Here is an 18,166-nt window from a genome sequence, read left to right on the forward strand (position 1 = left end):
CTCTACCGGTCCTTCTTCTTGTACATGGCCAGCATGCGCTGGGTGACCAGGAAGCCGCCAAAGATGTTGACCGAGACCAGCATCAGCGCGACGAAGCCGAAGCCGGTGGCAATGCCGGAGGCCGAGATGCCGACGGCCAGCAGCGCGCCGACGACGATGACCGAGGAGATGGCGTTGGTGACCGCCATCAGCGGCGTGTGCAGCGCCGGCGTCACCGACCAGACGACGTAGTATCCGACGAATATCGCAAGTACGAAGATGGCGAAGCGGAAGACGAAGGGATCGATGGCGCCGCCGGACAGTGCGTGCGCGGCATCGCCCGCCGCATCGGCGCCACCGGGCGCGTTGGCCAGGTTCTGCACAGCCAGCCGGACGGCGGCACTTGCCTGGTCGAGCTGATCGAGGGCTTTCTGCAAGGTCTGATCCATCACGCGATCCCCTTCGGCTTGGCGGCGGACTTGCCGGCAGTGGCTTTGTCGGACGCCTTTTTCTGTGCAGCCTTCTTCGGCGTGGCATCAGCCACCATGGTCTCGGCCGGAATGGCCGCCGGTTCGACATGGGGCTGTTCCGCCGCCTTGGCGAAGGCCGGATGCACCACGCGGCCAGCGTCGGTCAGCATCGTCGCCTTGACCAGATCGTCTTCGCGGTTGATGGCGAGCGTCTTGCTGGTCTTGTCGACCAGCGTCTCGAGGAAGGCGAACAGGTTCTTGGCGTAGAGCAGCGAGGCCGATGCGGCGACGCGGCCGGGCACGTTGAGGTGGCCGACGATTTTCACGCCATTGGCCGTGGTCACCACCTGGCCTGCAACTGCGCCTTCGACATTGCCGCCGCGCTCGACGGCGAGGTCGACGATCACCGAGCCCGGCTTCATCGAGGCGACCATCGCCGCCGACACCAGCTTCGGCGCCGGACGGCCGGGGATCAGCGCCGTGGTGATGACGATGTCCTGCTTGGCGATGTGCTCAGCGGTGAGCGCTGCCTGCTTGGCCTGGTACTCCTTCGACATTTCCTTGGCGTAGCCGCCGGCGGTCTCGGCCGCCTTGAACTCCTCGTCCTCGACGGCGAGGAACTTTGCGCCGAGCGACGCCACCTGTTCCTTGGCGGCGGGACGAACGTCGGTGGCGGTGACGACGGCGCCGAGACGGCGCGCCGTGGCGATCGCCTGCAGGCCGGCAACGCCGACGCCCATGATGAAGATCTTCGCCGCCGGCACGGTGCCGGCCGCCGTCATCATCATCGGCAGCGCGCGGTCATACTCCGATGCGCCGTCGATCACGGCCTGGTAGCCGGCGAGATTGGCCTGCGACGACAGCACGTCCATCGACTGGGCGCGGGTGATGCGCGGCATGAATTCCATCGAGAAGGCGGTGACCCCAGCCTCGGCAAGCGCCGCGACCGCGGCATCATTGCCGTAGGGATCCATGATGGCGATGACCGCCGCACCCGATTTGTAGCCCTTCAGCTCGGCGTCGGTCGGCCGGCGCACCTTCAGCACCACATCCGCCCGGCTCGCATCCGAAGCCTTGCCGATCGCGGCGCCCGCCTTGGCGAACTCCTCATCGGGAATGCGCGACCTGGTGCCGGCGCCCGTCTCGACGGTGACGTCGAAGCCCAGCGCCGCCAGCCGCTTCACGGTATCGGGCGAGGCCGCGACACGAGGCTCGCTGGCATCGAGCTCGCGAGGGATGAAAACCGTCTGTCCCACCGCATGATCCTTTCGGCTGGAACCTGTTTGCGCAAGAGTGCGGCTTTGCGAAAGAGTGCGGCCGGATGTCCGGCTACGCCCCTGGCAAGGGTCTGAAGAGACTATCGGAGAATGAAGGCGCCGAGGGCGAGGATCAGCACGAACAGGATGGTCGCGGAGAAGAAGCCGCCTGCGAAGAAGCCGAAAGCCATGGCCAGGAGCAGGGCGCCGCAGAACAGCGAGCCGTATTTGGCCAGCGCCAGAAAGCCATGATAGGTGCGGTCATGTTCGGCATAGTCCATCTTCGCGCCCAGTTCGACAGGACCGGTCGGCGTGTGATCAGCCATAGGAATACCCCTTCGAAGACATCTTTGAGGCACATAGCGAAAAGCCGGGCCAAGAGCAATGGCGCTATTGCCGCACGACCAGTGACAACAGCCTCAAAGGAATGTTGAAAGCCGGCGATAGGGCTTGTCGCCGGCCTAACGTCGAACGTTGAGGGTTTTGCGTTTCAACCGGCTAGATGCGGAAACAGCCCGAGCAGCCCAATGACGATCAGATAGAGCGCGACGATGTAGTTGAGCAGCCGCGGCATCACCAGGATCAGCACGCCGGCAATCAGCGAGATCAGCGGGGTCAGTGCTAGCTCGGGAATATGCATGTCGGTTCCTTTCTATGGCCGCGTCGGCGTCGTCCAGAACGCGGAAGCGGCGGGAAAGCTCCAGAGTTCGCGTGCCAAATTACGCAGGCTTCAGTGGTGTCAGGCGGCTTCGCGGAAAAACTTGGCGGTGGGCAGGATGGTTAGCGGTGCGAGTTCGCCGCTCTTGGGGCGTTGGAAGAGCATGCGCTGCTCGAACGCCGTGGAGTTGAAGAACGGGAAGCGATCCAGCGTCGCCTGCATGTTTTCGGAGCACTTCGACTGGAACAGATGCACGGGAACGGTGAGACCGGGATAGATGCGCGGGGGCACCGCCTGCTCGGAACGGAAGATGCGATGATAGAAGCCGGCATGCTCTTCCTTGACCGCCGTCAGGCAATATGTCGGTTTGAAGTGGCTGCAAGCTACGACCGCAAGCCTGAGCGTCACGTAGGGCAGCACGCGCAGGCTGGTCGACCACTCGATATCGGCAGCGAAACGGCTTGGATCGACGAACGTCTCGCCAACTGCCAGCCGCCGCGCCAGCGTGTCGCCGAACACGGCGGTGCTGGGGGAAACAGGGTATTTCGCGCAGGCGTAGTGGATTCTGATGGTGCTGACCAGAACACCATCGAAGAACACGCCAAATCGGTAGGAATTGCGCAGATCGTCGAAGTCGTCCTTTACCATACGCGAGGCATCGGGCTTCACCATGCCAGCATGAAGGTAGGATTTGTAGCGAAGTCGATAGATGGCTTCCAAATCCTCGGCACCGTCGCAAAGGCGATACTCGACGTGCTCCAGGACGTCCATGATATGACGAGAAAACACCGAAGGAGACTGAGCGGTGGCCCTAGAAGCCACCAGAGGCATACCTGCTAGCTGAGTTTCCATTGTTACCCTCGTGCCGTCGCAACTAAACCATACCGGACGACCGAATGAACAAGAAGATGAAACTCTAATCGTCTGTGTTTACCGAATATTAACGTTAACAATAGGTTAACGTTTTGGCAATACACAGCTTTTTTGACGGCTTTCAAGCGCGATTTAAAGGTTGGGCTTCATGTGGTCGCGAGTTTGGCGACGGGCCGCAATTCCGCGGCGAAGGGCCAGGTCACATTGGACATCGTTTCGATGCCGGACGCGCTGAGAGCTGCGCCGAAGAGGAAGCCCTGGACGAGGTCGGGTTTCACCGAATGCACCAGGATCTTCAGCTGTTCGAACGTTTCCACACCTTCGATGGTGACGGTCAGCCCGAGCACGCGGGTCAGGTCGACGATGCCCTTCAACAAGTCGAGCGAACGCTTGTTCTGGGTCACGTCCATCAGGAACGAACGGTCGATCTTGATCTTGTCTAGCGGCAGCTTGTGGAGGTAGCTCAGGCTTGAATAGCCGGTGCCGAAATCGTCGAGCGCGATGCGCACGCCAACCTGCTTCAGTTCCTCGATATACTGGCGCGTCAGCGATTTGTCGTCGAGCAGCGCGGTTTCGGTGACTTCGATCTCGAGGCGGCCAGCGGCGAGCCCCGAAGTGGCAAGCGCGTCGCGAACCTTCTGGACGACGTCGCGGCTGCGGAAATCCTTGGCCGAAAGGTTGACCGAGACGCTGGTCTGTGCGGGCCATTTGGCGCATTCGGCGCAGGCCGCCGCGAGCACGAAGGTGCTGATCTCGGAAATGATGCCCATTTCTTCGGCCAGCGGAATGAAGACGCTGGGCGAAACCGGCCCGAGGTCGGGATGATCCCAGCGGCACAGCGCCTCGCAGCTGGCGATGCGCATGGTGTTCATCGCCACGATGGGCTGATAGACCACCCGCAAGGCCTTGCCTTCCACAGCCGTGCGCAGGTCGGCCTTCATCATCTGGCGGTTGCGGAACGCCGCATCCATCGCCGCCTCGAAGAGTCGCCAGTTGTTCTTGCCGAGTTCCTTGGCCTTGTAGAGCGCCAGATCGGCCTTGACGATCATGGCGTCGACATCGGTGTCCTCGACCCTGGACAGCACGGCGCCCGCGCTTGCCTGGATGCGCAGGCTGTGACCAGCGACATCGACTTCGCCCTGCAGATCGGCAAAGATCTGGTCGAGCAGGCCCGTCAGATGGCTTTCATCCTCGACGCGGTCGAAGAAGATCATGAACTCGTCGCCGCCGAAACGGCTGACATTGACGCCTTGCCCGGCGACGGCCGCCAGTCGCTCGGCAACGGCATAGATCAGCCCATCGCCGACCGGATGGCCAAGTGTGTCGTTGACGCTCTTGAAATCGTCTAGATCGAGCACCGCCAGCGCGCACAGCCGGTCGCGGCTGCCCGACGCCATGGCCTCGCCGACGAGCTCATGGAAATAGGCGCGGTTCGGCAGGCCGGTGAGGCTGTCATAGCGCGCCATGAAGCGGATCTTTTCTTCGGACTCGACGCGGGCGGTGACGTCCTCGAAGGTGATGACGCCGAGGTCCTGATTGCCCTCGCGGGCCGAGAACTCGTAGTGCTGGCCATTGGAGAAGGAGACCAGCACCTTGCGGTCACGGCCTTCGCGCAACGCGCGCGTCAGCTGCGCTTCGACATAGCGGCAGTCTTTCGGCGCCAGCATGCCGCCCGCAACGCCGCGCAGGAGCAGCGAATGGATCGACCGCCCGAGCAGCTGGTCGGGCGAGCGCAGCGACATCAGATGCGCTGCTTCGGCATTGCCGACCACGACCTTGCCGTCGGGTCCGAGCATGACCAGGCCATGCGACATGGTGTTGAGTGCGCGGTTGAAGCGCTGCGCGATTTGCCTCGCCTGCTTATGCCCGACCACGGCCGAGAACAGCACGTTGCGCACATGGTCGGCACTGCCCTTGATGATGAACATGAACGGGATGATGAGCAGCCCAAGCACGACACTGGGGATGTCAAACCTGAGGATAAGGGCTGCTGCGATCGGCCCGACGAAGGTTACCGCGAAGATCGTGACCATGCGGGGCGAGCCGTAGTTTCGGCCTACGACCGTGACCAGAGAGCCAAGCGTTATGGCGAGCGCTGCGATCTCGGCATACGCATCCGAGTAGACATAGATCGAAATGAAGCAGAACAGGCCCAGCATCAGCCCCTGGATGCTGCCGTTCAGGATATATTCGCGCTCCCATCGTGTCGCATCCAAGGCATCGTGGATGGAACCACCCAGGCGATGGAACCGCCGCAAGCTGAAATACCGCCAAACGCCGATGCCAAGCAGTGCTCCGGCAAGAACCAGGAAGACAGGCTGGCCGTTGCGCCAATAGACCATAAGGCTGGCGGTTGCGTGGCAAAGCGCGCCAATGACCAGCATATGCGCGTTGTCGAACAACGAGCGCACAAACTGGATATAAACATCCACAGGGATGTTATCGGTCTTTGTTCTGCCCATTACTGGCGCCCAACTGAACCACAGCCTTGGCATAGTCCCATTAAAAAACCTTTAGCTCGCGCTGAAGGGCCTGTTTTTCCGGCGCTTTTGGCTACTCAGCGGCTTGTAATGCGCTTGGCTGCACCGGCAACTTGAATCGTTCAAGAAGGCGATTTCGTTCATCCGCCGCCTTTTCGGCGCTGGCCTGCCTCACATGGCCGTAGCCGCGAATGAGCGCCGGCACCGAGGCAAGGGCGATGGCGGCCTCGATCCTGCCTGGCGCAAGTGCCTTGGCGACAAGCTCCAGATCGGCCTCATAGCGGGCCAGAAGCTGCCGCTCGATGCGCCGCTCAGTGCTGTAGCCGAACACGTCGAAGGCCGTGCCGCGCAGGCCTTTCAGCGCCGCCAGCAGGCGAAATCCCTTCATCATCCACGGGCCGAAGCTCGATTTCCTCGGCTTGCCGTCATTGCCGCGCCTGCCCATGATCGGTGGCGCCAGATGAAATTCAAGTTTGTCGTAGCTCTGGAATTGTTTTGAGAGCTCCATAGCGAAGGAGCCGTCGGTGTAGAGCCGCGCCACCTCATATTCGTCCTTGATCGCCATCAGCCTTAACAGGTTTCTGGCGGCGGCCTCGGTCACCGCGGTCGAGCCAGGCACGGCCTTGGCCTCGGCAGCACGCAAAACCGCCAGCTTCTCGGCGTAGCGCCTGCCATAGGCGGCATTCTGATAGGCAGAGAGGAAAGCGACGCGGCGGGCGATGATATCGTCCAGCGTCTTGGCGATCTCAGTGGCCTTGCCCGGCTGGGCGACCAGGCCGCGCACAAACTCCGGCTGATGCGCGGCGCGCCGGCCCCAGCGGAAGGCGGCGATGTTCATCGCCACCGCCTCGCCGTTCAATTCGATTGCTTTTTCAACGGCTTGCGCCGACAGCGGCAGCCCGCCATGCTGGAAAGCGAAGCCGAGCATGAACATGTTGGCGCCGAGCGAATTGCCGAACAATTGGGTGGCGGTGCGCGTGGCGTCGAAGAAATGCGTCTTGTCGTCGCCGGCGGCAGCGCGGATCGCCTTCTTCAGGCGCTCGATGGGCAGCGAGAAATCGGCCGAGCGGGCGAATTCGCCAGGCATGATCTCGGCAGTGTTGGCAAGGAAGATGGTATGGCCTTCGCGCACCGCGCCAAGCACCTTCTTGGCGCCGGACACGACAAGGTCGCAGCCGAGTACCAGGTCGGCCTTGCCGGCCGAAACGCGGATCGCGTGGATGTCGTCCGGCGTGCGGGCGATGCGGACATGGGTGAACACCGAACCGCCCTTCTGGGCGAGGCCGGCCATGTCGATCATGCCGCAGCCCTTGTCCTCGAGATGGGCGGCCATACCGAGCACAGCACCTATGGTGACGACGCCGGTGCCGCCGACGCCGTCGATGATCGCCGCCCAACCCTCGCTACCGAGCGGGAATTCGGCTGGCACCGGCACGCCGTCAAGCGGGTCGGAGCGCCCGGCAATGCCTTCGGCCTTCCTGATCTTGGCGCCGTGCACGGTGACGAAGGACGGGCAGAAGCCGTTGACGCAGGAGAAGTCCTTGTTGCAGCTCGACTGGTCTATTCTGCGCTTGCGGCCGAACTCGGTTTCGACCGGCTGGATCGAGACGCAGTTCGATTGCACCCCGCAATCGCCGCAGCCCTCGCAGACCAGTTCGTTGATGAAGACCCGCTTGTCGGGATCCGGGAAGGTGCCGCGCTTGCGGCGGCGGCGCTTTTCGGCGGCGCAGGTCTGGTCGTAGAGCAGCACCGAGACGCCCTTGACGTCGCGCAGCTCGCGCTGGACGAGGTCGAGGTCGTCGCGGTGGTGGATGGTGGCGCCGGAGGGGAATTCGGCCTTTCCTGCATATTTGCCCGGCTCGTCGGTGACGATGGCGATGCGCTCGACGCCTTCGGCGCGCACCTGCCTGGCGATCATGTCGACAGTCAGGCCGCCTTCATGCGGCTGGCCGCCGGTCATGGCGACGGCGTCGTTGTAGAGGATCTTGTAGGTGATGTTGGCATCGGTCGACAGCGCGAAGCGGATCGCCAGCGTGCCGGAGTGATTGTAGGTCCCGTCGCCGAGATTCTGGAAAATGTGGCCGCGCTTGGAGAATGGCGCCTGGCCGACCCATTGTGCGCCCTCGCCGCCCATGGCGGTGAAGCCGACCGTGTTGCGGTCCATCCACAGCGCCATGAAATGGCAGCCGATACCGGCGGCGGCGATCGAGCCGTCGGGCACCTTGGTCGAGGAATTGTGCGGGCAGCCGGAGCAGAAGAACGGCGTGCGCGAACCGATATCGCTGGTGTCGGCAAGCATCGCCTGGAACTGGCGCAGCTTCGCCACCTTGGCAGTGATCTCTTCCGAAGGGCCGATTGTGCGCAGGATGCGCTCGCCCAGCGCAATGGCGATCTCGTTGGGGTCGAGCGCGCCCTTGGCCGGGAACAGCCAGTCGCCGCGCTCGTCCTTCTTGCCGACGATCGCCGGCTGGGTGGCGGTGCCGTAGAGGTTTTCGCGCAGCTGCACCTCGATCAGCGAGCGCTTCTCCTCGACGACGACGATGGTGTCGAGGCCGCGGGCGAATTCGGCGATATGCTGCAGGTCGAGCGGCCAGGGGCAGCCGACCTTGAACAGGCGGATGCCGATGCGGTTGGCGGCGGCCTCGTCGACGCCGATGTCTTCCAGCGCCTGGCGGACATCGAGATAGCTCTTGCCGAGCGTGATGATCCCGAGCTTCGGCGCCCGGCCGCCCGAATAGACGATGCGGTTCAGGCCGTTGGCATGGATGAAGGCGGATGCAGCGGCGCGCTTGTATTCATGCAGCCGCTCCTCCTGGCCGAGCATGTCGATCTCATCGCGGATGTTGAGGCCGCCGGGCGGCATATCGAACTCCGGCACGACGATGTTCAGGCGCTCGAGCGCGGCATCGACGGAGGCCGTGGATTCGATGTTGTCCTTGACGCATTTGATAGCCGCCCAGGTGCCGGCGAAGCGCGACATGGCAAAGCCGTAGAGGCCGTAGTCGATGATCTCCTGAACGCCGGCCGGGTTGAGGATCGGCACCATGGTGTCGACGAACAGGAATTCGGTGGCGTGCGCATTGGTCGATGATTCGGCCATATGGTCGTCGCCCATCAGCGCAAGCACGCCGCCATGCTTCGACGATCCCGCGAGGTTGGCGTGGCGGAAAACGTCGCCGGAGCGGTCGACGCCCGGTCCCTTGCCGTACCAGACCGAAAACACCCCGTCATGCTTGCCTTCGCCCATTAATTCCGTCTGCTGAGAGCCCCAGCAGGCGGTGGCGGCAAGCTCCTCGTTGAGGCCGGGCTGGAAAACGATGTCGGCCTGCGCCAGCTGCTTTTTCGCCCGCCACAGCTGCATATCGAGGCCGCCGAGCGGCGAGCCGCGATAACCGGACACGAAGCCGGCCGTGTTGAGGCCGGCCCGGCGGTCGCGCTCGCGTTGCATCAAAAGCATGCGGATGACCGCCTGTGCGCCGGACAGGAAGATGCGCTCCTTACCAAGATCGAACTTGTCGTCGAGCGCGACGTCGTGCAGCGTCATCAGGCATTTCCTCTGCGGAGACAGCACCGGGGGCGCGCAGCCAACGTAGGAGTGAGATGGCGCAGTCTTTCTCCGCTTGCAAGGCAGGTCAAACGAAATCGAAAGTGCCAGGCAAAGCGCAACGAACGATCCGCTGCCGTCGCGTATTCGGCACGAAATCGGTCCGCGGCGGTTGTCCGGCGACCAGAAATTTCCACGCAGTCGCGCCGGGCTAAGACGCGTCAGCCTTTCGAGCAATCCGGCTTCGGCTCACCCGGCAGCTTGCCGTCGGGATGGCCGGCAAGATCGGGATTGGCCGTATAGAGCTGGTCGACCACCAGCGGCCGGTCGGGAAGGATCGACTGGTCCTCGCTCGACATCAGCGTCGTGTCGATCTTCTGCAGGAACGTGCCGTCAGGACCCCTGATGCTGATCGAAATCGCATAGGGCTTGTCCTTGACGATACAGGTCAGCGCCGGGCTTTCCAGGCTGACCTTGTCGAGCTTCGGCCAGACCTTCTGCTCGATCACCAGGGGAGGACCGCCAGCCGGATTCTGGAAGCTGGCGACCGCAACCTGGCCTTCGCCCATCGGCTGCAGGGGCCGCAGCGTCACGACATAGGTCGCCCGGGCGAGGCGGTAATTGAAGACGACGACCTTGCCGGAAACCTCGAACAGCTTGCCGTCGCCGCCGGTGTCGCGGCAGGCGCCAAGCGCAACGGCTGCAATGAGCGCAGCACCGACAAGGATCGAACGAAAAACAACCCTAGGCATTGTTGACCTCATGGGGCGCCGTGCGGCGGCGGCGATAGTGACGGCTTGCTTTCTGGCGGTTGCCGCACACAGCCATATCGCACCAAAGGCGGCTGGAATTGCGGCTCCTGTCGAAGAACAGCCAGCTGCAATTGGGACAGATCCTGAGCCTGGCGACCGTGTCGTCGCGCAGCAGCGACAAGGCCGAAACCGCCAGCGCCGCCTCGAACGCGATCGGCGTCGATGGGTCGCCGAACGGTCTACCCGGTGCGCCGATTTCGGCCAGGCTCCGGTCGAGGCCGTTGGCGCAGGCCTTGAGAAAAGCGGCGAGGTCGCCGGCGGCAAGCGCACCTTTCGACACCGCGCCGCGAAACAGGCAGTCGGTCGTCTCGCGGATCGCCAGCACCACCGGGGCGATCCTGTCCGGCGAGGTCGCCTCCAGCGGTCTGCCGCCAAGCTCGGCACCGCGAAAGCCGCTTGCGGCATCGGCGAAGCGCGCGATCTCGGCCGGATCGTCAAAACGGTCGAAGGTCTTTTCCGGATCGTTGCGCAACACCACGGTGTTGGCCGTATCGAGCGCAAGAATGCCGCCGGTGAAGCGATGTGGGGTCCAAGATACTGTCATATCAGAAATCTAACCCATAAAACGCATTTGACAAGTTAGATTCTACGATGCAAACCTTGGCGCGGGCTCCGGCGCCCGGAAAGCTGTCTATGCTCTATTTCTTCCAGCAGGTGCTGAACGGGCTGCATTCCGGCGCGCTCTATGCGCTGCTTGCCTTCGGCTACGTGCTGACCAACGGCATCCTGCACCGGACCAATCTCGCCTATGGCGCGCTGTTCGCCTTTTGCGGCCAGACGATGATCCTGACCGTGGCCTTCGGCTATCAGGTATTGTGGCTGACCTTGCTGGCGGCAGTGGTGCTCGGCGTCGTCACGGCTTTCCTTTATGCCGCGCTGATCGGCCACGTGCTGTCGCGCAGCGTCTTCGAACCGCTGGCCGACCGCACGCCCAATGCCATTGTGGTGACGACGCTCGGCATCCTGCTGGTGCTGTCGGAAGCAAGCCGTATCGCCGCCGACACGCATGATTGGTGGCTGCCGCCGATCCTGGCGCAACCCATTGTCTTCGCTCAGGATGCCGGCTTCCAGGCGACGCTGACGCTGATCCAGCTCATCGATTGCGCGGTGGTTCTGGCGGCCATCATGCTCGCTGCATGGGCGTTTGCCCGCTCGGGCTTCGGTCGCCGTTGGCGCGCCGTCTCCGACGACCCCAAAGCGGCTGCCATGTGCGGCGTGGACGTGCGCGCAGTGTTCCGGCATGCGGTGCTGTTCGGCGGTTTCTGCGCCGCGCTGGCCGGAATCATGGCCGCCCTTTACTACGGCAATGTCAGCTTCGGCTCCGGCCTCGTCTACGGGCTGAAAATCCTGTTCGTGACGGCGGTGGGCGGCTATCTCTCTCCGCCTCGGGCCGCGCTCGGTGCGGCCGCCTTCGGCATGACGGAGTCGCTATGGGCCGGCTATTTCCCGATCGAATGGCGCGATGGCTGGATGTATCTGTTCCTGGTCGCGGCACTTGTGCTGATCGGTCCCGGCCGCGACCAGCAGAAGATCGCCTGATCGCCGCATCCGCTGTCAGACTTTGGTTGCATGACGCAGCAGCCGGTCGGCACTTATCCCCTGCCTCCCGTCACGACGGCGTTGATCGCGCCCATGCCATGTTGACCCGCCGAACCACGCACGGCATACCGTTGGGCCACAGCGGCGCGACGGAAAATAGGGGAGCCGGCGAGCCTTCGACCTCAGGGAGGAAATGCATGGCAGGGCTGCTCGCTCTATCCAGAACGATCGACCGTATGAACGAGTTCATCAGCCGGTGGATATCGTGGCTGATCCTGCTGGCAATCCTGGTCAGCGCCGCCAATGCCATCATCCGCAAGGTCTTCGACGTCTCGTCGAATGCCTGGCTGGAACTGCAGTGGTACCTGTTCGGCGCCGCCTTCATGCTGGCCGCCGCCTACACGCTGAAACAGAACGACCATATCCGCATCGACATCGTCTACGGCATGTGGTCGCGCCGCGTGCAGCACTGGATCGACCTGCTCGGTCATGTCTTCTTCCTGATGCCGTTCGTGACGCTGATGGTGATCTATTTTGTCCCCTACGTGTCGCTGTCGTTCCGCAGCGGCGAAATGTCGAACAATTCCGGCGGCCTGATCATCTGGCCGGCCAAGGCAATCCTGCTCGTCGGCTTCTTCCTGCTGGCGCTGCAAGGCATCTCCGAGATCATCAAGAAGATCGCCATCATGCGCGGCGACATGGACGATCCCAATCCGTTCATCTCGGTGCACGAACAGGCCGAGCTCGAGGCTAAAGCCCTTGCTGAAGAGGCCAAGGCGCTCGCCCAGGAGGCGCGCCCATGATCGAGTTCATCGCCCAGAACATGGCGCCGATCATGTTCGCTTCGCTGATCATCTTCCTGCTGATCGGCTATCCCGTCGCTTTTTCACTCGCCGCAAACGGCCTGATGTTCTTCTTCATCGGTGTCGTGCTGTCGCCCTATTCGGGCGGCTCGATCAACCTGGCGTGGCCGCTGCTGCATGCGCTGCCCGACAATTTCTACGGCAGCCGGGTGATGTCGAACGACACGCTCTTGGCAATCCCGTTCTTCACCTTCATGGGCATCGTGCTGGAACGATCGGGCATGGCCGAGGACCTGCTCGACACGATCGGCCAGCTGTTCGGCCCGGTTCGCGGCGGCCTTGCCTATGCGGTGATTTTCGTCGGCGCGCTGCTTGCCGCTACCACGGGCGTGGTCGCGGCTTCGGTCATCGCCATGGGCCTGATCTCGCTGCCGATCATGCTGCGCTACGGCTATGACCGACGACTGGCGTCGGGCGTCATCGCGGCATCCGGCACACTCGCCCAGATCATCCCGCCGTCGCTGGTGCTGATCGTTCTGGCCGACCAGCTCGGCCGTTCGGTCGGCGACATGTATGCCGGCGCGCTGATCCCCGGCCTGGTGCTGACCGGCCTTTACACGCTCTACATCCTGACCATGTCGATCGTCCGGCCGAACTCGATGCCGGCGTTGCCGCTGGCGGCCCGCACGCTTGGCCACGGCGTGCTGTCGCTGCTCGCGGCACTGCTGGTGGCAGTCGCGGCTTCATATGCGGCCTATCGCTACCTTGCGCCGGCGCATGGCGACAATGCCGATATCCTTGGCGCCAGCATCGGGGTGATCCTGATCTATATCGTGGCGATCGCCGACAAGGGCCTGAACATCAACATGATGTCCAGGTTGGCGCAGCAGGTGATCATCGTTTTGATCCCGCCTCTGGCGCTGATCTTCCTGGTGCTGGGCACCATCTTCCTCGGCATCGCCACCCCGACGGAGGGCGGCGCCATGGGCGCGGTTGGCGCCCTGGCGATGGCGGCAATGAAGGGGCGGTTGTCGCTGGATGTCATCAAACAGGCGCTCGCGTCGACCACCAGGCTTTCCTCCTTCGTGCTGTTCATCCTGATCGGCGCGCGGGTGTTCTCGCTGACCTTCTACGGCGTCAACGGCCACGTCTGGGTCGAGCATTTGTTGACGTCGCTGCCGGGCGGCGAAGTCGGGTTCCTGATCGGCGTCAACATCCTGGTCTTCGTGCTCGCCTTCTTCCTCGATTTCTTCGAGCTCGCCTTCATCATCGTGCCGCTTTTGGCGCCGGCAGCCGATAAGCTCGGCATCGACCTGATCTGGTTCGGCGTGCTGCTCGGCGTCAACATGCAGACCTCCTTCATGCACCCGCCTTTCGGCTTTGCGCTGTTCTACCTGCGCTCTGTCGCCGCGCGCGTGCCCTATCTCGATCGCCTCACCGGCAAGCAGATCGCGCCGGTGACCACCGGCCAGATCTATTGGGGCGCCGTGCCCTTCGTCTGCATCCAGGTGATCATGATCGGGCTGACCATCGCCTTCCCGCAAATGGTCATGCGCTACAAGGGTGCGGCCGTCGATCCGGGAACGATCGAGATCAACTTGCCTGATATGCCAGGCCTTGCGCCTCTCGGCACACCACCACCAGCCAACGGTGGCCCATCACCCGCGGCGCCACCGTTGAACGATCTCTCGCAGCCGCCGAATTTCGGCCAGACGCCGCCCGCCAAGCCGGCGGCGCCGGCGACCGACCTGTCGCAGCCGCCGAACTTCAACTGATGTGTGAACACTGAGAACCTGAGTGAGGATGTCATGAGAGCCGTGCGCCTGGAAGCCGTGGGCAGCATTGCGCTACGGGAGGTCGACAAGCCTGTTGCGGGACCGCAGGACGTTCTGGTGCGCGTCGAAGCCTGCGGCGTTTGCGGCACCGACCGTCACCTCCTCCACGGCGAATTCCCTTCGAGCCCACCGGTGACGCTTGGTCACGAATTCTGCGGCATCGTCGAGGCTGTCGGTGATGCGGTTTCCGGCATCGCCATCGGTGACCGTGTTACCGGCGATCCCAACATCTTCTGCGGACGCTGCAGTCATTGTCGGGCTGGCCGGGTCAATTTGTGCAGCAATCTCAGGGCCATCGGCATCCATCGCGACGGCGGCTTCGCCGACTACGTCGTGATGCCGCAGAGCCAGGCCTTTCTTCTGCCTGCGAACCTCAAGCCAACGCATGGCGCCTTCTGCGAGCCGCTGGCCTGCTGCCTGCACGCTGTCGACCTCGCCGGAATCAGACCCGGCGCTGCCGTGGTGGTGCTTGGTGGCGGCGTCATCGGCCTGCTTACCGTGCAATTGGCGAGGCTCGCAGGAGCGGCGACCATCATCCTGTCGACGCGGCAGGCCTCCCGCCGTGCGCTCGCCGAAGAGCTCGGTGCAACGACGACGGTCGACCCAAGCGCGGTCGACCCGATCGAGGCGATCGCCGGCCCAGCCGGCCTTGTGCCCGGCGGGGCCGACGTGGTGCTCGAATGCGCCGGTGTCCCCGATACCGTCGAACAATCGATGCGGCTGGCGAAGTCCGGCGGCTCGGTGGTGATCGTCGGCGTGATGCCGCAAGGCGTGAAAGTGCCCTTCGAACCGTTCGACATCCTGTTTCGCGAGCTGAAGGTTCTCGGCTCGTTCATCAATCCCTTCACCCACAGGCGGGCGGCGGACCTTGTCGCGTCCGGCGCAATCGAGATCGACAAGCTCATCTCAAGGCAGGTCGGCCTGGAGGAAGCCGCCTCGGTGATCGCCAATCCGGCAGCGCCGGGCGAGGTCAAGGTGTTGGTGGTGCCGGGCAGGGAATGAAGGGCAGCCTCAATCCTGCGGTGTTGGCGATTGGCGAAACGGCGATGACCGCGCCCCTCTCCCCGTCACTATACGGGGAGAGGATGCCGGCAGGCAGGTGAGGTGCAGCGTCAACGCTCGGAAAAATAAGCTATAATTTCGGGGCGGCTACCAAGCCCAAGGCGATCAATCGCCGAAGTTTGCGCCGCCCCTCATCCACCTGCCGGGACCTTCTCCCAGTATAGTGACGGGGAGAAGGGACAGATCCCAGCCTACAGTTTGCCGTTGCGCTGCTGGACCATCATGAAGGTGTCGTAATTGTACTCGGCCACCTGCGCCCACAGATAGTGCTCCTTGCGGAAGCCCTTGATCGAGTCCCAGATCTTCTTGAACGGTGCGTTGGTGGCTTCCATTTCGGTGTAGACCTCATTGGCCTTCTCGAAACAGGCGGCCATGATGTCCTGGCTGAACGGGCGCAATTTCGCGCCGCCGGCCACCAGCCGCTTCACCGCCGCAGGATTGAGAAAATCGTATTTCTGCAGCATGTTGGCGTCCGCAGCCTGCGCGGCGGTGTGCACAAGCGACTTGTAGGCGGGCGACAGCTCCTCGTACTTGGCCTTGTTGAACAAGAGATGGACGGTCGGGCCGCCTTCCCACCAGCCGGGATAATAGTAGTAGGGCGCGACCTTGTAGAAGCCGAGCTTCTCGTCGTCATAGGGGCCGACCCATTCGGCGGCGTCGATCGTGCCTTTTTCCAGCGCCGGATAGATGTCGCCACCGGCGATCTGCTGCGGCACGACGCCGAGCTTCTGCACCACTTTGCCGGCAAAGCCGCCGATGCGCATCTTGAGGCCGGACAGGTCGGCGACGGTGTTGATCTCCTTGCGGAACCAGCCGCCCATCTGCACGCCGGTGTTGCCGCCGGGCAGGCCGAAAAGACCCTGCGTGGCAAGAAACTCGTTGAACAGGTCGATGCCGCCGCCATGATAGTGCCAGGCGTTCATGCCGCGCGCGTTGAGCGAGAACGGCACCGCCGCACCGAGTGCCCATGTCGGGTCCTTGCCCCAATAATAGTATGACACCGTGTGGCAGGCCTCGACAGTGCCGGCAGTGGTGGCGTCGGCGGCCTGCAGGCCGGGCACGAGTTCGCCGGAGGCGAAGACCTGGACCTGGAAATTGCCGTCCGTCGCCTCAGACAGCATCTTGGAGAAGACTTCGGCGCCGCCATAGATCGTATCGAGTGACTTGGGAAAGGATGACGCCAACCGCCACGTCACTTTCGGATTGGACTGGGCGATTGCCGGTGCGGCTAGCGTAGCGGCAGCCGCCACTGCGCCCACGCCGGTGACCCCGGCCTTGCGGATGAATGAACGACGATCCATGCAGTTCCTCCCTATTGGACCAACAACCGATATCAGGGACATCTCCTCACGTCCGGTATCGATTTGCCCGAAACAATACACGGGCAAAAGGTCGAGTCCAGCATGGTGGCGGGATTTGACGGCGGCGCTGGCGACAAATTCGCGGGCCGGCCGGCCAGCCTGCAACTATAGTCTAACGTTCGCCGCGTGGCCATGCGAGATGGCGAAACTTGCCATGGAAAAGCGCCTTCGGATCGCCTATTTTGCAGGCACAATAGCTATTCGCTTCGCGCCAAATGGAATCCGGACCCAAAATGCACCAGCCGCTCGTCGCCATATCAACCGACGTCCGTCAGTTCGACAACTACACCTGGCATGCCGTCCCGCAGCAATATATCGAGGCAGCACTTTCCGGCGCCGGCGTGTTCCCGCTTTTGGTGCCGTCATTCGGTGACCGGCTCGACTTCGACGAGCTGTTGTCTTCGGTCGACGGTGTCATGGTCACTGGCTCGAAGTCCAACGTGCATCCATCGCTCTATGGCGGCGACGCCAGCGAAGCCAACGGCCCCTACGACCCGGCGCGCGATTCCACCACGCTGCCGCTAATCCGCAAGGCGATCGAGCGCGGCGTGCCGCTGCTTGCCATCTGCCGCGGCATCCAGGAGTTGAACGTTGCGCTGGGCGGCACGCTTGGCACCGAGATCCAGGAGCGCGAAGGCTCGCTCGACCATCGCGCGCCGGTGAGCGACAACCAGGACGAACGCTTCGCCATTCACCAGACCATTTCGATCAAGCCGGGCAGCTGCCTGGCCGGCGTGTTTGGCGCCGGCGACATCAAGGTCAACTCGCTGCACCGCCAAGGCATCGACCGGCTCGGCTCGAAGCTGCAGGTCGAGGCGGTTGCCGGCGACGGCACGGTGGAGGCAGTTTCGGTGAAGGACGCCCGCGCCTTCGCCGTCGGCGTGCAATGGCACCCCGAATACTGGGTCAAGTCGGACAACAACTCGGCCAAGATCTTCCGCGCCTTCGGCGATGCGGTGCGGCTGCATGCGGCGGCGAAGGCCGGCGCGCGGGCGGCGGCGGAATAAATCCCGACGATCAATTGCCGGCGGATTGATCCCGTTCGCCGGTTGTCGCCAGCGAAAGCAGCGGCGTGGCCGGAGCGTAGGATTCGTAGCCGTCGCCATCCGCAACCGAGAAGGTGACGATCGGGTCGGTGCCGTCGGCGCTGAACGCGATCGTGCCGTCCTCGCCCTCTCGCCAGAATTTTGCCCGCTCGATCCCCGGCAGCAACCCGCGGCAGTTCGGCGCCACGGTCAACAGCGACAGGCCATCGTCAATCGCGGCGCCGCGGCTAACCGCGCAGTCGCCTTCGTCGCCATTGGCGACCAGCCTGAAGGTGGTTGCCGGCCTTGCTTCATTGGCCGAACTTTCACTGCTGCCGCCGTGAAACAGCTGAAAGCCGGCGAAAAGTGCCGCTGCCGCAATCAATGCCGGAAGTTTCGTCATCTTGCACTCCGCGCCCCCCGGCGCAGATGCAGAATGATTCCAAAGCGTTAAGCCGACGTTAACGAG

General features: G+C 63.3%; 16 protein-coding genes. 5 read left to right on the plus strand and 11 right to left on the minus strand.

The genetic code is table 11. From position 1 onward, the window contains the following. Window positions 1–2: 2 nt before the first annotated feature. The 9 genes from X771_RS144125 to X771_RS144090 all read right to left on the minus strand — a co-directional run bounded on the left by X771_RS144125 (window position 3) and on the right by X771_RS144090 (window position 10,616). Window positions 3–431 (minus strand): proton-translocating transhydrogenase family protein, encoded by a 429-nt coding sequence (locus tag X771_RS144125; protein ID WP_023671338.1) that lies wholly within the window; start codon window positions 429–431, stop codon window positions 3–5. Then, on the minus strand, window positions 428–1,705 hold the full coding sequence (locus X771_RS144120; RefSeq protein WP_023689229.1) for a Re/Si-specific NAD(P)(+) transhydrogenase subunit alpha: 1,278 nt from the start codon (window positions 1,703–1,705) through the stop codon (window positions 428–430). The genes X771_RS144125 and X771_RS144120 overlap by 4 nt, the downstream gene beginning before the upstream one ends. A 101-nt stretch (window positions 1,706–1,806) precedes the next feature. Further along, complete coding sequence (locus X771_RS144115) at window positions 1,807–2,031, minus strand: aa3-type cytochrome c oxidase subunit IV (protein WP_023671340.1); 225 nt, start codon at window positions 2,029–2,031, stop codon at window positions 1,807–1,809. A 164-nt stretch (window positions 2,032–2,195) separates the two neighbouring features. Beyond that, complete coding sequence (locus tag X771_RS1000000167030; protein WP_023671341.1) at window positions 2,196–2,345, minus strand: DUF3096 domain-containing protein; 150 nt, start codon at window positions 2,343–2,345, stop codon at window positions 2,196–2,198. A 99-nt stretch (window positions 2,346–2,444) separates the two neighbouring features. Next, window positions 2,445–3,215 carry a hypothetical protein gene (locus tag X771_RS144110; protein WP_023683521.1) on the minus strand — a complete coding sequence of 257 codons (771 nt, stop codon included), beginning with the start codon at window positions 3,213–3,215 and terminating at the stop codon, window positions 2,445–2,447. A gap of 167 nt (window positions 3,216–3,382) precedes the next feature. After that, window positions 3,383–5,698 (minus strand): EAL domain-containing protein, encoded by a 2,316-nt coding sequence (locus X771_RS144105; RefSeq protein ID WP_023689230.1) that lies wholly within the window; start codon window positions 5,696–5,698, stop codon window positions 3,383–3,385. A 91-nt stretch (window positions 5,699–5,789) separates the two neighbouring features. Continuing rightward, entirely contained in the window at window positions 5,790–9,260 is a 3,471-nt protein-coding gene (locus X771_RS144100; RefSeq protein WP_023689231.1) for an indolepyruvate ferredoxin oxidoreductase family protein, read from the minus strand. 221 nt (window positions 9,261–9,481) lie between these two features. Continuing rightward, complete coding sequence (locus X771_RS144095; protein ID WP_031197797.1) at window positions 9,482–10,024, minus strand: hypothetical protein; 543 nt, start codon at window positions 10,022–10,024, stop codon at window positions 9,482–9,484. After that, window positions 10,005–10,616 carry a CGNR zinc finger domain-containing protein gene (locus tag X771_RS144090; protein WP_023689232.1) on the minus strand — a complete coding sequence of 204 codons (612 nt, stop codon included), beginning with the start codon at window positions 10,614–10,616 and terminating at the stop codon, window positions 10,005–10,007. Before X771_RS144090 ends, X771_RS144095 begins: the two co-directional genes overlap by 20 nt. 89 nt (window positions 10,617–10,705) lie before the next feature. On the opposite strand from X771_RS144090, the gene X771_RS144085 reads away from it, so the two are divergent. The 4 genes from X771_RS144085 to X771_RS144070 all read left to right on the plus strand — a co-directional run bounded on the left by X771_RS144085 (window position 10,706) and on the right by X771_RS144070 (window position 15,251). Next, the gene (locus tag X771_RS144085; protein ID WP_023689233.1) at window positions 10,706–11,611 is read left to right on the plus strand and encodes a branched-chain amino acid ABC transporter permease; all 906 of its coding nucleotides are present in this window, start codon (window positions 10,706–10,708) and stop codon (window positions 11,609–11,611) included. A gap of 197 nt (window positions 11,612–11,808) precedes the next feature. After that, the gene (locus X771_RS144080) at window positions 11,809–12,414 is read left to right on the plus strand and encodes a TRAP transporter small permease subunit (protein WP_023689234.1); all 606 of its coding nucleotides are present in this window, start codon (window positions 11,809–11,811) and stop codon (window positions 12,412–12,414) included. Next, a complete protein-coding gene (locus tag X771_RS144075) occupies window positions 12,411–14,189 on the plus strand; it encodes a TRAP transporter large permease subunit (RefSeq protein WP_023689235.1) in 1,779 nt (592 codons plus the stop codon). Before X771_RS144080 ends, X771_RS144075 begins: the two co-directional genes overlap by 4 nt. 33 nt (window positions 14,190–14,222) lie before the next feature. Then, on the plus strand, window positions 14,223–15,251 hold the full coding sequence (locus X771_RS144070; protein WP_023689236.1) for a zinc-dependent alcohol dehydrogenase family protein: 1,029 nt from the start codon (window positions 14,223–14,225) through the stop codon (window positions 15,249–15,251). Window positions 15,252–15,502: 251 nt separating this feature from the next. Here X771_RS144070 and X771_RS144065 read toward each other — a convergent pair whose 3' ends face one another. Continuing rightward, window positions 15,503–16,612 (minus strand): TRAP transporter substrate-binding protein, encoded by a 1,110-nt coding sequence (locus X771_RS144065; RefSeq protein WP_023689237.1) that lies wholly within the window; start codon window positions 16,610–16,612, stop codon window positions 15,503–15,505. A gap of 293 nt (window positions 16,613–16,905) precedes the next feature. On the opposite strand from X771_RS144065, the gene X771_RS144060 reads away from it, so the two are divergent. Continuing rightward, the gene (locus tag X771_RS144060) at window positions 16,906–17,679 is read left to right on the plus strand and encodes a gamma-glutamyl-gamma-aminobutyrate hydrolase family protein (RefSeq protein ID WP_023671352.1); all 774 of its coding nucleotides are present in this window, start codon (window positions 16,906–16,908) and stop codon (window positions 17,677–17,679) included. A gap of 10 nt (window positions 17,680–17,689) precedes the next feature. On the opposite strand, the gene X771_RS144055 is transcribed toward X771_RS144060, so the two are convergent. Further along, window positions 17,690–18,100, minus strand: a complete 411-nt coding sequence (locus X771_RS144055) for a hypothetical protein (RefSeq protein WP_023683514.1) — start codon at window positions 18,098–18,100, stop codon at window positions 17,690–17,692. Between the last annotated feature and the right edge of the window lie 66 nt (window positions 18,101–18,166).

The organism is Mesorhizobium sp. LSJC269B00 (assembly GCF_000502815.1).
Classification (GTDB): Bacteria; Pseudomonadota; Alphaproteobacteria; order Rhizobiales; family Rhizobiaceae; genus Mesorhizobium.